General features: G+C 43.2%; 15 protein-coding genes and 1 rRNA gene. 1 reads left to right on the plus strand and 15 read right to left on the minus strand.

The window, feature by feature from the left end; genetic code table 11:
- Positions 1-201: ribosomal RNA gene (locus ACYQ4S_RS04405) — 16S ribosomal RNA — on the minus strand; the annotation flags it as partial.
- 390 nt (positions 202-591) lie between these two features.
- On the minus strand, positions 592-1,299 hold the full coding sequence (locus ACYQ4S_RS04410) for an O-methyltransferase (RefSeq protein WP_091265408.1): 708 nt from the start codon (positions 1,297-1,299) through the stop codon (positions 592-594).
- 124 nt (positions 1,300-1,423) lie between these two features.
- Between ACYQ4S_RS04410 and cbpA the strand changes: the two genes are divergently transcribed.
- Complete coding sequence (cbpA, locus tag ACYQ4S_RS04415; RefSeq protein ID WP_346024931.1) at positions 1,424-2,062, plus strand: cyclic di-AMP binding protein CbpA; 639 nt, start codon at positions 1,424-1,426, stop codon at positions 2,060-2,062.
- A gap of 89 nt (positions 2,063-2,151) precedes the next feature.
- Here cbpA and ACYQ4S_RS04420 read toward each other — a convergent pair whose 3' ends face one another.
- The 13 genes from ACYQ4S_RS04420 to ACYQ4S_RS04480 form a co-directional block, all read right to left on the minus strand.
- Positions 2,152-2,646, minus strand: coding sequence for a QueT transporter family protein (locus tag ACYQ4S_RS04420; RefSeq protein ID WP_091265412.1), 495 nt, complete (start codon positions 2,644-2,646; stop codon positions 2,152-2,154).
- Positions 2,647-2,815: 169 nt separating this feature from the next.
- The gene (locus tag ACYQ4S_RS04425; RefSeq protein WP_459769612.1) at positions 2,816-3,172 is read right to left on the minus strand and encodes a type II toxin-antitoxin system PemK/MazF family toxin; all 357 of its coding nucleotides are present in this window, start codon (positions 3,170-3,172) and stop codon (positions 2,816-2,818) included.
- 71 nt (positions 3,173-3,243) lie between these two features.
- The gene (locus ACYQ4S_RS04430) at positions 3,244-3,495 is read right to left on the minus strand and encodes a hypothetical protein (protein WP_091479935.1); all 252 of its coding nucleotides are present in this window, start codon (positions 3,493-3,495) and stop codon (positions 3,244-3,246) included.
- A 203-nt stretch (positions 3,496-3,698) separates the two neighbouring features.
- Positions 3,699-4,052, minus strand: a complete 354-nt coding sequence (acpS, locus tag ACYQ4S_RS04435) for a holo-ACP synthase (protein WP_346024933.1) — start codon at positions 4,050-4,052, stop codon at positions 3,699-3,701.
- A gap of 183 nt (positions 4,053-4,235) precedes the next feature.
- On the minus strand, positions 4,236-5,699 hold the full coding sequence (locus ACYQ4S_RS04440; RefSeq protein WP_346024934.1) for a DEAD/DEAH box helicase: 1,464 nt from the start codon (positions 5,697-5,699) through the stop codon (positions 4,236-4,238).
- A gap of 322 nt (positions 5,700-6,021) precedes the next feature.
- The gene (locus ACYQ4S_RS04445; protein ID WP_459769613.1) at positions 6,022-7,416 is read right to left on the minus strand and encodes a UDP-N-acetylmuramoyl-tripeptide--D-alanyl-D-alanine ligase; all 1,395 of its coding nucleotides are present in this window, start codon (positions 7,414-7,416) and stop codon (positions 6,022-6,024) included.
- A gap of 36 nt (positions 7,417-7,452) precedes the next feature.
- A complete protein-coding gene (locus ACYQ4S_RS04450; protein ID WP_346024936.1) occupies positions 7,453-8,508 on the minus strand; it encodes a D-alanine--D-alanine ligase family protein in 1,056 nt (351 codons plus the stop codon).
- Between the two features lie 161 nt (positions 8,509-8,669).
- Positions 8,670-8,924 carry a type B 50S ribosomal protein L31 gene (locus ACYQ4S_RS04455; RefSeq protein WP_091265428.1) on the minus strand — a complete coding sequence of 85 codons (255 nt, stop codon included), beginning with the start codon at positions 8,922-8,924 and terminating at the stop codon, positions 8,670-8,672.
- Positions 8,925-9,123: 199 nt separating this feature from the next.
- Complete coding sequence (rho, locus tag ACYQ4S_RS04460; protein WP_346024937.1) at positions 9,124-10,380, minus strand: transcription termination factor Rho; 1,257 nt, start codon at positions 10,378-10,380, stop codon at positions 9,124-9,126.
- Between the two features lie 26 nt (positions 10,381-10,406).
- Positions 10,407-11,678 carry a UDP-N-acetylglucosamine 1-carboxyvinyltransferase gene (locus ACYQ4S_RS04465; RefSeq protein WP_346024938.1) on the minus strand — a complete coding sequence of 424 codons (1,272 nt, stop codon included), beginning with the start codon at positions 11,676-11,678 and terminating at the stop codon, positions 10,407-10,409.
- A gap of 92 nt (positions 11,679-11,770) precedes the next feature.
- Positions 11,771-12,331, minus strand: coding sequence for a biotin transporter BioY (locus tag ACYQ4S_RS04470; protein WP_459769616.1), 561 nt, complete (start codon positions 12,329-12,331; stop codon positions 11,771-11,773).
- Positions 12,332-12,568: 237 nt separating this feature from the next.
- The gene (locus tag ACYQ4S_RS04475) at positions 12,569-13,135 is read right to left on the minus strand and encodes an NADPH-dependent FMN reductase (protein WP_459769618.1); all 567 of its coding nucleotides are present in this window, start codon (positions 13,133-13,135) and stop codon (positions 12,569-12,571) included.
- Between the two features lie 12 nt (positions 13,136-13,147).
- The gene (locus tag ACYQ4S_RS04480) at positions 13,148-14,218 is read right to left on the minus strand and encodes an LLM class flavin-dependent oxidoreductase (protein ID WP_346024941.1); all 1,071 of its coding nucleotides are present in this window, start codon (positions 14,216-14,218) and stop codon (positions 13,148-13,150) included.
- Positions 14,219-14,468 lie beyond the last annotated feature (250 nt).

The following is a 14,468-nucleotide window of genomic DNA, read 5'->3' on the forward strand; positions in this document are numbered from 1 at the left end:
TAAGCATGCGCTATGATCACCTATGCGGTATTAGCACCCGTTTCCGGATGTTATCCCCCTCTTATGGGCAGGTTCCCCACGTGTTACTCACCCGTTCGCCACTCATCCACACTCTGCAAGCAGAGTGTTTCAGCGTTCGACTTGCATGTATTAGGCATACCGCCAGCGTTCGTCCTGAGCCAGGATCAAACTCTCATTTTAAGTTTGACTTGCTCATTGTATTACTTGTGAGTTAACCATGTTAACTCGTTTGTTGCCTTCGACTCCAAAAGAATCGAAGACCCCTGCACATTTGGTTGTTTCTACTTTGTTCAGTTTTCAAAGATCTATCTCGTTCAGCTCTTTATTTCGTGTTGTTCCGTTCGAGCTGACTTTTATAATACTACATTGTTTTCAATCAGATGTCAACAACTTTTTTAAAAGTTTTTTGTGCGTTTGAGCCGCACAATGCTGACACGAAGGAAAACCTTGGTTGCTGTTATTCAACAACGAATATAACTATACCAGGTTTTCCATCTTTCGTCAACAGGTTTTCGGATATTTATTAATTCTTTTTCGAGTGGGCTAAAACAAAGCTTTACTTGACCAGCTTTATTCTTCTTTCATAAATGAAAAATCAGCTTCGTCTCTTTTTGTAATCATTAACAGTCCATCTCCTACTGGCAGGATTACCGCATCCATTGCCGGATGATCAAGAACTACATCAAGAAACTCATTTAATTTTCTGTGGATCTTTCTTGTACGTTTCGGAATGTCCTTTTCATCATTAAGTATTGTTCCACCTTGGAGAACATCGTCAACAGCTAATACACCACCCATTTTCAAAATACGATAACACTCGGGAAAGAAACTGTAGTATTTTGCTTTAGCACTATCCATGAAAATGAAATCTTTTGAATTAGACTTTATTTTTTCCAGCCATTCATTGGCCTGACCTTCTAATAGGGTGACTTTATCTTTTAGCCCCAGGAGCTTGAAGTTAGTTTCCGCTTTAGCAATCATGTCCGGATTCCGTTCAATTGTTGTCACGTGTCCATCCCGAGGCATGGATTCCAGCATAAGCGCCGCAGAAAACCCGATAGCTGTTCCAACTTCAAGTACATCTTTTGGGCTGAGCAAAGGAAGCAGCCATTTAAAGAACGCGACTGTTTCGTGAGGGATGACCGGAACACGGTTTTCATTCGCCCATTTTTCAATCTCCAACAATTTACCTTCTAACTGCTTCTGGTCCCTTCTAAGAAATTCTCTAACGTCGTTATTGATCACAGGACGATCCATCATTTCATTCCGTTTATGCAATGTCAATTCCTCTTTTCTTTTATTTTCTCTATTTTACACTGATTTATCTACTTAACCAAGATTGATTCTGTTATAATGAAAATGTGAAAACACGAAAAATCAGATGAGAAGGAGCTTTTGATTTATGCTTATCAAACAACTATCAGTCCCTAAAAATAGCGTCACGACTATATCTGAATCAGCTACACTACAGGAAGCGATCACTCTATTAGAAGAAACCGGCTTCCGCTGCGTGCCTGTGCTGGATAAAAGCGGCCGTATTTTCCGCGGGAACATCTATAAAATGCATATTTACCGCCACAAGGCAAACGGTGGTGACATGGACCTTCCAGTTACCCACTTACTTAAGAATGCGACCAAATATGTACACATCAATTCGTCGTTCTTTAAAATCTTCTTTATGATCAAGGACCTGCCATATATTACTGTGCTGGATGAAAACAATAATTTTTACGGCATTCTGACTCACAGTACGCTGATCGACCTGCTTCAGCAATCTTGGAGTATCGATCAGGGAAGCTACGTTCTTACCATTGCTACTCCTGGTGAAAGAGGGGATCTCGCTAACATCTCCAAGCTGATCAACCGCTACTGTTCGATCATGAGCTGTATTACTCTTGATGTCCAGAGAGAGAACATGGTCCGCAGAACCATCATGACCCTTGAACCGGGCATCTCACGAAAAACTGTTGATGAAATCTCGAAGGTTCTTGACAGAAAAGGCTTCAAGGTTGTACAAGTTGAAGACCTTCATAACGATTAAGATTAATTAGAAAAACAGTGCTGCTCCTATTGTTCCTCTTATAAAAGAGAACACCAGGGACATGCACTGTTTTTTTGCGCCAAACCTGTTTAATTTTCCATTCGTTTGTTGAAGTTCAGTTTCTTATCCAGTGATAGGATGATTGGGATTCCAACTCCCATAGTGACAAACTGTCCTAGAAATACTGTCAGGTAAGTTAACCAGAAAACTTCTTCTACCCCAATTAGCAGGAGCATCAGTGCGATCATGAAGCTGAACACCGAAAATATAACGGTATTGATCATCATCTTCTTAATCGGTGACTGGATTTTCTTCGTTACAATAAAGAAAACAATAAATGAGACAATCGTATGACCAACTCCAAGAATCCAGTCGTATACTCCAAAAGGAGAGAGAATCAGATTTGTCAGGACGACTCCGGCTGTTACACCATAAGCATACTTTTTATTGAAGACTGCCAGATGGTTCAGCATTTCAGATAATCTGAACTGAATCGCTCCAAAACCAAACGGAGCGATAAGTAGTGTGATACCTGTGTAAAGGGCTCCTATTATGGCGTTTAATACCCATTGCTTTGTTTTCATTTTTTCATTTCCTCCTAGTTTTTATATCGTGGGTTGACGCTTTCGAACCACGGTCGTTTTTAGACAACGAGGATAAGCTTAGCATGCTTACATCAATTTTTCAATACACAAAAAAGACAGACTCCAGTCATTCGGACTAGATTCCGTCTTTACTAAGTATAGTAAGGCCTTAGATATGTTTATATTTATTTGACAAGCCCACACTGATAGACAGGGCCTCATCAACAGCATTCATCGTTTCAGCATCCAGCTGAGTGACTTGGTCTTTCAGCCGCTGTTTATCAATCGTTCTGATCTGTTCAAGCAGAATGACAGAATTTTTTTCCAGTCCCTGTTTGGCACTGACCTCCACATGTGTCGGCATCTTACCTTTTTCGATTCTTGTTGTGATTGCCGCAACAATAACTGTCGGGCTATATTTGTTTCCAACATTGTTCTGTATAATCAGAACAGGGCGCATACCGCCTTGTTCCGATCCAACTACCGGGGATAAATCTGCATAAAAAATATCTCCACGCTTAACCATAGGCTTTCCTCCTTGAAGGAGCCTTTCAGATAAGGTCGTGTTCCGTTTGAAGAGCTGCCGGAACCTTGTTATCAGATATGAGTATGCGCTTCGCTCTCGCATCCATCAAATTCGGAACAGATTTCCAAATTGATGTGTCCCATTTCTGCATATCCCTTCCTCATGGCATCCATTTTATTCATTGTTTCCCGAACAAAGCAGTGGAAAATGTCAGACATGAGTTCCGTTTCTTCAGTATCTGTCTCCATGCAATATTCTTCGATATCTTCGTAAACTGATTGATCAAGTTCAATAACCATTTTTCTATTGCTATGCTCTTTCATGAATATGCCCTCCAAAATATACTGATAAAAAAGCTAAACAGCCAGCTTACTTGACACCAGTGTCAGAAGCTTCAATGAATACTTAGCCAAAAGAAATGTAGAATCTCATTCCTTGTCTGCTAGTTTATCATGAAAGGCGAACAAATTGAACCACTCTTTGTGACACTTCTTTGACTCAAAAAACCGCTCAACAAGAACGTTTGTTATTTGTCTTCTAAAATAACCTGTGCTACTGCGATCGTTCCTGTATGAGAAATCGATACCCAGGCCTTTCCAGGGAAAGGACATACGGTGATCATAGGTTTTCCCTGATCATCTGGCAGGATTTCAACATCACGAAAAGTCAGCTTACCGATACCTGTTCCCAAGGCCTTAGAGTACGCTTCTTTTGCTGAAAATCGGCCGGCTAAAAATTCTATCTTTCTTGTTCCTTTTAATGAATGAAAATACTCCAGTTCATTAGTTGTCAGAACTCGATCAGCAAAGGATGGTCTTTTTATGTACGCTTTATTGATCCGTTCAATATCGACTATATCCAGTCCGATACCAGCAATCATCTGTCTTCCTCAATTCTATAACTCAATATTAAATCAATCAGCTACTGTATTATGTTACCAGATTAAATAATAAAAGTCATTTCATATAATTTAAGATTAGATTAAAAAGAACCGGCTGATCACCTGTTCAATGTAACAAGAACAGATGATCAGTCGGCTAGTTTTATTTATTCAATTCGCTCATTAGTTTGAACGGCGGTTATTCGAACGGTTCCCTTTATCTCCAGAACGTCCTTTACCTTTATAGTTGCGGTTTCCACCTTTACCTCTACGGTTGTTGGAATAGTTTCCTTTTCCTTTTCCGCCACCGCCACGTCGCTTATCTTTGTTTGGAAGCGGACGCTGAGGTGTGATGCTTACTGGTACATCTGTCGGATCTTTAACCATGTTCTTAACTAAAGCAGCAGCCAGATCTTCAGCTGAGTATGAACTCAGGAGCTTTTCAGCAGCAGCTTCGTACTTATCCAGGCCATTCTGATCGATCATTTCCTGAATGTCTGCCATAGCTGTCTGCAGCTGACTTTCAAGCGCTTCGTCGTTTGTAGGTGGACGAAGAGACGTCATTGGCTGTTTAGTCAGTTTTTCAACTGTACGCAGGTAGCCCATTTCATGAGGCGTGACGAATGTAACAGCTACGCCTTCTTCACCAGCACGTCCAGTACGTCCGATACGGTGAACATAACTTTCAGGATCTTGAGGAATGTCATAGTTGTATACGTGTGACAGTCCGCTGACATCCAGCCCCCTGGCAGCGACGTCTGTTGCTACTAGGATATCGATTTTACCTTTTTTAAAGTCTTTCAAGACGCTCATACGCTTGCCTTGAGAAAGGTCTCCATGGATTCCTTCAGCCTGGTATCCGCGCATTTCAAGTCCTTTAGCCAGTTCATCGACACGTCTTTTCGTACGTCCGAATACGATAGCCGACTTAGGATTCTGTACATCCAGCAGGCGAGTCATGATATCAAACTTCTCGTTGTCTCGCGCTTTTGTATAGTACTGTTGGATAGTTGAAGCAGATAGTGTTTTCGTTTTGATACGAACTGTTTCAGGGTCCTGCATGAAGCGTTCACCGATACGTTTGATCGGAGCCGGCATAGTTGCTGAGAATAACAAGGTCTGACGCTCAGCTGGTATTTCCTGAATGATTGTTTCGATATCTTCGATGAATCCCATATTAAGCATTTCATCAGCTTCGTCTAGTACCAATGTCTGAACCTGGTTCAGTTTCAATGTTTTACGACGGATGTGGTCAAGCATACGACCAGGTGTTCCAACAACGATTTGTGCGCCACCTTTGATCTGCTTGATCTGACGTCCGATGTCGGCTCCACCGTAGACACATGTTACTTTCACACGCTTGTCTTTGCTTAAACGGAATAGTTCTTCTTGTGTCTGGATAGCCAGTTCACGAGTAGGGGCGATAACAAGCCCTTGAACATTGTGGTTTTTGACGTCGATTTTCTGAAGCATAGGCAGACCGAAAGCGGCAGTTTTACCTGTTCCTGTCTGTGCTTGTCCGATGACGTCTTTTCCTGCAAGTGCAAGCGGGATCGTCTGCTCCTGGATTGGTGTTGTTTCTTCAAATCCCATGTTCTGTACGGATTTGAGTAGTTCAGGTAGTAAATCTAGTTCATTAAATTCCAAAGAATGTTTCCTCCTAATATTTTCCTTAGCGTTCATTCGTTTACGAGCCAAGGTACAGTCACTCTTGCATAAGAGAAACTTCGAAAGCAATGAACAGATTTGTTTCTTTTCTGTTCAAATAAAGACCCTAGTGTTCGTCACTCACTTTCGATGCGAGACACCAGGGATCATAGTTAACTTGACTCAGTATTTAATTTTAAATTCTATACGGATAATTCGACGTATCCATTAAACGAACGGTTCACTTCATTCCAGATGTTATCTTAACACGTGGGCGCCTTGTTTTCAACTCGTTTTCATACCTCAGTGAAATGAATACGTTTTACCCTTCTTTTCCATGACTTAACTTAGTCACAACTTCGAGCATCCCTGTACTCAGGCTTGATTTCAGTAGAACCGTATCTTCTTCTTTGATCTGTTTCTCCAGATAATCAATCAGTGGCTGCTTGTCTCCTTCAAAATGCTGAAGGTTCTGCTCATTCATTTGAGGCAGCAGTTTATCATATAAAGCTTTCATATCTTTTCCGTACAAGACGACCAGATCGGCTTTCTTAGGGTCGATCGCTTCACTCAGACTTTCATGCATGGCTCTTGAATGCTCACCTAGTTCAAGCACGTCTCCTAGTACAATGATTTTTCGCTTAGGGACATCGATTTCCTGGAAATAACGTAGAACGGCTTTCATTGATGATGGACTGGCGTTGTATGCGTCGTTGAGCAGAGTGGATTCATTGATTCCATCGATCCATTCAAGACGGTTCTTGGTCAGTTCAAAGTTCTCAAGCTGGACATAGGCTTCCGTATTGGATATACCGATCTCTTCTCCAACTAGAACAGCAGCCAGTGCATTTTGAACGTTGTAGATTCCAGGGACCGGCAGCGTGCATGAATGTTCAGGATCCGCATTAGTCGTAAAGACGGTCTGTTTTAACCTGGCTTCCACTGTGACCGGATATAGATCCACGCCTTCTTCTTTTCCGAAAGTCAGACGCTTGCCTACAGTCGCATCCACATACCCTGCTGCTATTTTATCTTGAAGCAGCGGTTCTTTGCCTGGATAGATCAGTGTGCCGTTCGACATCCCTTTAACGATTTCAAGTTTAGCTTCAGAAATCGCATCACGCGACCCGAGAAATTCAATATGGGATTCTCCGATCATCGTAATCACAGCAATGTCAGGATGCGCCAGCTGAGAAAGCACTTCGATCTCCCCTCGTTCACTCATTCCCATTTCAAGTACAAGCACTTCTGTATCCTCCGGCATATTGAGTATCGTAAACGGCAGTCCCAGGTGATTGTTGAAGTTCCCGACTGTCTTATACGTCCGGTATCTGGCAGAAGCAACGGCTGCGACCATGTCTTTCGTTGTCGTCTTTCCGTTACTTCCAGTAATCCCGATGACTTTAGGCCCTACTTTGTTCAGATAATACTGCGCGAAATGCTGAAAGGCTTTTTCCGTATCCGCTACTGCTATGATCGGGAAGCCTTCCGGAGCTTTTTCTGTGTCATCACTCCAGAAACTGGCAGCCGCTCCCTTTTCAATCGCTGCTTCGATAAAATCATGCCCGTTCCTCTCAGCAGTCAGAGGGATGAACAGGTCACCGGTCTGCAGCGAACGCGTATCAAACGATACGCCTTCTATCTTCAGATTGTCGTCCCCATCAATCAGTTTGCCATCTACAGCTGAAGCTATTTCTTTTAATGTCCATTTTGCCATTGTTTCTCTCCGTTCCTTCTGTTCCTTGATTCCTTCTTACTTGTTTCGTCTTGTATTAAGCTCAAGACGGTCCTTGTGACGTCTGATACCCAGCTGAATTACTTCTTCAATCAGATCTTCATAAGGCAGACCCGTTTTTGCCCATACTCTAGGATACATGCTGTTGTTCGTAAACCCAGGGAAAGTGTTGACTTCATTGACGTAGACTTCTCCATCTTCAGTAAGGAAGAAATCGACACGAGACACCCCAGTGCCATCGATAGCGTGAAAGGCACGCGCTGCCAGCTCCCTCAGCTTTTTGGTCAACTCATCTGAAATATCTGAAGGGACCTGTCTAATCACTTCCTGGTTCAGGTATTTGTCTTCATAGTCATAAAAAGGCTTATGCTTGATAAGTTCACCTGGAACTGATGTATGAATGTCTTCATTGCCTAAGACAGCTACTTCGATTTCTCTCGCTTTGACGCCTTTTTCCACGACGATTCTTGTATCGTATTCGAATGCGAGTTCGATCGCCTCTTTTAACTTGGTTTCTTCAAGCACTCGGGTAATACCCACGCTTGATCCCAGATTGGCCGGCTTGACAAACATCGGGAAGCCTAGATACTGAATCAGATCGTCCTTGACTTTATCAGGATCAACTTTCCAGTCAGTCAGTTTTACCTCATTGTAAGGCAGGATTGGCAGGCCTGCTTCTTTAAATACACTTTTACTGATGATTTTATCCATACCGACAGCACTTGCAAGCACGCCAGCTCCTACATAAGGAATGTCGAACACTTCAAAGAGTCCTTGGACCGTCCCATCTTCACCATTCGGGCCGTGAAGCACCGGGAAAGCTACCGATTCACCTTCCATCATTTCAATGAAATTGAACGGCTGTTTCTTGGCGATCTGATTCATTTCTTTCACTTCAGGAATATCATCTTTGCTGTTCACATTTCCAGCCTTGTACCACTGACCTTCCCTTGTGATATAAACCGGTATGACTGTGTAATGATCATAATATATTTTCTGTAAAATCGAGTAAGCGGATTTGATGGATACTTCATGTTCCGCACTCTTTCCTCCATAGATCAGATAAAGTTTCATTCGTTTCCTCCTGTATTAAGCTGATAGTTTATTACATAGGCAAAACAGAATCTAATCCCATTTTAGCATATTTTCCCGCAGCAACAATATAATTGGGTATCGGATACCAATTATATTTTGGGCAAAGAAAAAAGCCCTGACTAGCCAGAGCTTTAAACCGATTATTCTTCGTCTGCAAGACCGTATTTCTTGTTGAAACGGTCGATACGTCCATCTGCCTGAGCAAATTTCTGACGTCCAGTGTAGAACGGATGAGAGTCAGATGTAACCTCCATACGGATAAGCGGATACTCTTTTCCATCTTCCCATTCAACTGTTTCGTTTGATGTTGTAGTAGACCCTGACATGAATTTAAATCCTGTCGTTGTGTCCATGAACACTACTTGACGATATTCTGGATGAATTCCTTGTTTCATATCTTTTTTCACTCCTTCATGCCATGAAACCTCTGCGGTTCCATAGTTATCTTAATCCTTTAAGTCAGCGACTGGGTGATCAGCGCTAGGCACTGGTCTCCTTCATCGGCTTGATTATATATGCAACACTAGACATAGTAACATATCCTGCCGTCTGTTGCAATGGAATGTCCCATTTTTCTGCGCATTATTTAGATGATTACTGCTTAAGTACTTTTTCTACAAAGGCGGCATTCTTCCCGTAACGTCTCAATGTCTTGATGAACTGATCCGTATACTCCAGTGAATCATTGCGCATCCCTCTACGCAGTTTGTAGACCGCTTCGTATTCTTCTTTGGAAAGAAGCATTTCTTCCTTACGGGTACTTGATTTTTTAATGTCGATTGCCGGATAGATGCGTCGCTCAGCCAGTTCTCGGGACAGATGGATTTCCATGTTACCCGTTCCTTTGAACTCTTCATAAATGACATCGTCCATTCGGCTTCCAGTATCCACTAATGCTGTTGCGACAATCGTCATGCTGCCGCCTTCTTCAACATTACGGGCAGACCCGAAGAAACGCTTTGGTCTGTAGAGAGCTGCAGGATCGATCCCACCTGAAAGCGTACGCCCACTTGGCTGTTCCACAAGATTGTATGCTCTAGCCAGACGTGTGATGCTGTCCATAAGGATAACTACATCCTGCTTGTCCTCAACCAGTCGTCTTGCACGTTCGAGAACCAGTTCGCTCACTTTGACGTGGTTCTGCGGCTGCTGATCAAATGTCGAATGAACGACTTCTCCATCGATGCTCCGTTCCAGATCGGTTACCTCTTCGGGGCGTTCATCGATAAGCAGGACAATCAGTTCAACTTCCGGATGATTTGCCTTTATTCCGTTGGCAATTTCTTTGAGCAATGTCGTCTTCCCTACCTTAGGCGGTGCGACAATCAGTCCTCTCTGTCCGAACCCGATCGGAGCCACGAGATCGATCATTCGTGCAGACAGTTCGTTCTCGGATGATTCAAGGTTGATTCGACGATCCGGATACAACGGTGTAAGGGCCGGGAAGTGAGGGCGTTCTCTAGCTTCTTCAGGATTCTTTCCATTGACCAGTTTGACGTTCATCAGTCCGTAGTGCCGTTCTCCCGCTTTAGGCGGACGCGCTGTACCGGTGATTTTATCTCCATTTCTCAAGCTGAAACGCGTCATCTGAGAGGCTGAAATATAAATATCTTCGTTACTATGAGAGTAATTGATCGGACGTAAAAAACCAAAGTCCTGGCTGTTGATTTTATCGAGCACCCCGCTGACCTGGAAATACCCCTGCTTTTCTTCCTGCGCGCGAATAACAGCCAGAGAGAGTTCCTTTTTGTTCATCTGACTGTAATAAGGTATTTTCAATCGCTTAGCGTGCTCATAAATCTCTTTTAAAGTCATGTTCTGTAAATCACTGAAAGTTAAAAAATTTGCCACTCGTCCCTATCCCCTATTCCTATAATTTAATCGCCACTCTCTTCCATGTAAATGTCTGCGCCAAGAGCGGTCAATTTTTCTACAATATGATCATATCCTCTAAGAATATTATCTACTCCGCCAATGGTCGTCTGTCCTTCAGCAATCAGACCGGCTACTACAAGACAAGCTCCGGCTCTCAAATCACTGGCTTTGACTTCGGTTCCTTCAAGATGTGTGCCGCCTTCGATTAGGATGACATCACTTTCCACACGAGCCTTAGCACCCATACGGTTCAGTTCCGGAATGTGCTTGATGCGTTTCGGATAAATCGTATCCACGATCATCGATTCACCTTGCGCCATCATAAGCAGAGGTGTAAACGGCTGCTGCAAGTCGGTCGCAAAACCAGGATAAGGCAGTGTCTTTATAGAAACACCTCTCAGATTCCCTTCCGGCTTGGTGATACGAACGTAATCTTCCCCAATTTCAAGAGGCACGCCCATTTCTTCCATTTTTGCGATCAAACTTTCCAGATGCTCGACAATGACGTTGCGGATAACGACATCTTTCCCTTTTGCCGCAGCCATGATCAAGTACGTGCCTGCTTCGATGCGGTCAGGAATTACAGTGTGACGGCATCCATGCATCTCTTCGACACCATCTATACGGATAATGTCTGTTCCTGCTCCACGTACTTTTGCCCCCATATTATTTAGAAGCGTCGCTACATCAATGATTTCAGGTTCACGCGCAGCGTTTTCGATGATCGTTCTGCCTTTAGCTTTTACTGCTGCCAGCATGACATTGATCGTTGCTCCAATGGACACGACGTCGAAGTAGACACGCGCCGCCTGGAGACCATCTTCATCTGTCTTGAGATACATTGCACCCATTTCATTGTCAACAGTAGCACCCAAGGCTCTGAACCCTTTCAGGTGCTGGTCGATTGGACGCGGACCAAGGAAGCATCCACCAGGAAGACCCACGACGCCTTGTCCGAACTTAGTAAGTAACGCGCCCATAAAATAATAAGACGCTCTTAAGCTTTTGATTTTACCCGTAGGCATGGGAACCGATACCATCTCTGTAGGATCTACTGTCAGAGTTGTGCCTTCAAAGTGCGTTTTTACATTCATGTCATTAAGGATTTCGATGAGCGAGTGGACGTCTGCAATGTTTGGTACGCCTTCCAGCGTAACAGGTGAATCAGCAAGAATTGACGCTGGGATCAGCGCTACTGTGCTGTTCTTTGCTCCTGAAATCGTTACTTCCCCGGATAAGTCATGTCCACCATTTACGATTAATTTTTGTGTCATTATAAGTCCTCACTTTTGTTTATACGATTATTGGTTGTCTGAAGTTCTCTATTTGTACTATTAAGTCATTCTACTTTTCAAAGTCGGACTGCTTACAGTTTAACGATACGCCTTGCGAATGGCAAGCTGGACAGTCTGTCATATAAGGCGATAGCCAGTAGCATTTTAAGCGCATCAATAGGAAGAAAGACCGTCAGATTCATGCTGACAATGCTCACAAGTGAAATCGGTGAGTCAAGTACGGCATTCATAAGAATATACTGGTAGCTCATACCTGTTATATACAGTACGACTAATCCCAGGCTCATGATCCCTGTCATTTCCCATTTATTTCTCTGTTTCTTTAATCCTGACCCGACTATCCATGCGACCGCCAGTGCTCCCGCGATATAACCGAAAGACGGAGAAAGAATACTTCCCAGGCCCCCGCTTCCCCCAGCAAATACAGGCATTCCGATCAAGCCCATAACGATATACAAAATAATCGTCATCAGACCTTTGACTGGTCCTAATAACGCCGGAATAAATAAAAAGAAGAATACTTGTAAAGTGATTGGGATAACTCCAATTGGTAAGACGACAATTGAAGAGACAGCAAGGAGTGCTGCGGATAAGGCTATTTGAGTAAGGTCATGTGCAGATGGTTTTTTCATTTCTTTAACCTACTAACATTTCATTTAGTTTATAGTGAACTACCAATGAAGATATTCTCTTTATCAGAAGTTCATGTACATTTCTTTGGAATACAAACGGTTAACATGTGACAATGTGAACAAGGCATTAAAACGTACAGTTGCCCACAATCATAATCATACAGGGTTTACTTTTTTTTTCAACATAAAAATACAGAACACTAACGATTGTTAATGTTCTGTAAGAATTTATTCGCTTTAAAACCCATATTGTTCTTCTTTAATGCGCCTAGCCTCTTTATACGTTTCGGAAAGGACCATTGTATCTTCTACAAGACGCTCGATCCTGAATACTGCATCTTCATTGACAATCTCCTTGCGGTAGAAGTCTCTTTCTTCCATGAAGGTGTAGGTCTGAACGATTTGAGCCTTCATATAAGCAAGGATCGGTTTGAGTTGTGTTTCAGCAATCAGGTAATGTTTGGACGACCCCGCCGTCACCAGTATGCCTGCTGTTTTGTCTCTCAGTCCATCCTGAGGAAGCAGATCGAACACATTTTTCAAAGAACCGGGAATGGATGCCTGAAAGATTGGTGTACCTATGAGGATGATGTCAGACGCCATAATCGTCTCGGTCACAACTTTTGTGTCTCCCTTATATTCTCTGAAGTCCCGTCCATCACTGAAAACCAGCTCAAAATCAGCCAGATCCAGAAGGGTAACCTCATGATCAGGATAGTTTCGTTCAATGATATCTTTTGTATAGTTCATCGCTGTTCTCGTTTTAGACCCGATCGTCGAGCCGGATAGCAGGGTAATATTCACTCTAGTCACTCCTTATGCTTTCGCTTTGGCTGTATGCTTTTTGACTGCCGGTAAAATCTCATTTCCTATCAACTCTATATTTCGCATGATCTTATCAAACGGCACGCCGCCGAAATCCATTTGAGCGATATAGCGCTGGTGATTGAATGTCTCATGCTGGTAAAGGATTTTCTCGATGATCTCCTGGGGGCTGCCGACGTTCATGATATTTTTTAGATGAGCACCTTGGGCAAATGCTTGCTTAGGGAAACCACGTCCATTTGTCAGCTTCATGCCTTCGTTGATATGCGGGTAATATTCTTTCAATGCCTGTTGCGTCGTGTCCGCTGCATAAAAGAAGCCAGCTGTCGCAACAGGAAATTCTGATGAATCCTGGCCAAGACTTTCAAGTGTTTCTCTATAGGCATCAATCGGACGCTTGAATACAGACGCTGGTCCTCCTAGCATCGCTTGGTACATCGGCACGCCCTGATAAGCAGCTTTCATTGCACTGGCCGGTGTGCCACCGACAGCACGCCATATCGGCAGGCTTCCATTAAGCGGACGTGGAAGAATATGCGCATCCCTTAGTGGTTGACGAAATTCTCCTTCCCAGTTGACGACTTCTTCTTTATTTATTTGTAGCAGAAGTTCAAATTTCTCTTCAAACAGTTCTTCATAATCATGCAGATCATATCCTAAAAGCTCGAACAAGCCTACACGGGAAGCTCGTCCCGCTACGATTTCTGCCCGACCACCTGAAATCAGATCGATCGTGGCAAAGTCTTCGTAGACTCTCACCGGGTCAGACGTACTGATGATTGTGGATGAACTGCTCACTTTAATTTTTTCTGTCGCTTGGGCGATTGCCGACAGAACAACCGAGTGCGCCTGCGTAATGAAGTGATCCTGATGGCTTTCTCCTACGCTGATCAGGTCAATGCCTGCTTCTTCTGCCAGCTTAGCCATTTCAATGATTTCCTGCAGCCGCTGCTGAGGCGAAATCCGTTTGTCTATATGCGGGTTCTTTAAATGGTCACCTAAAGTATACAAGCCGAACTCCAGGCCTTTGCTGTCATCGATTCGGTATTGTTTAAAACTCATGTCATCACTCTTTTCGTTTAAATTTCAGTCGGTGCTTCGACTTTTACTGGGGGATCTCATTCAGATTCGGCGGGCAGAGGATATCATAACCTCATTTTTCCCCGCCCAATCGAGTTGTTCTAGTTTCAGTAGCAGCAATCCAGTCTTTCCTATGACTTACGTGTGCTCTACTTCATCTTCTGTTACACAGTATACACCATAAACTAACTTATAGTAAGTCTTTTATCTCTAATTCGTATGATTTTTTTGC

This window comes from Alkalibacterium sp. s-m-28, assembly GCF_054658175.1.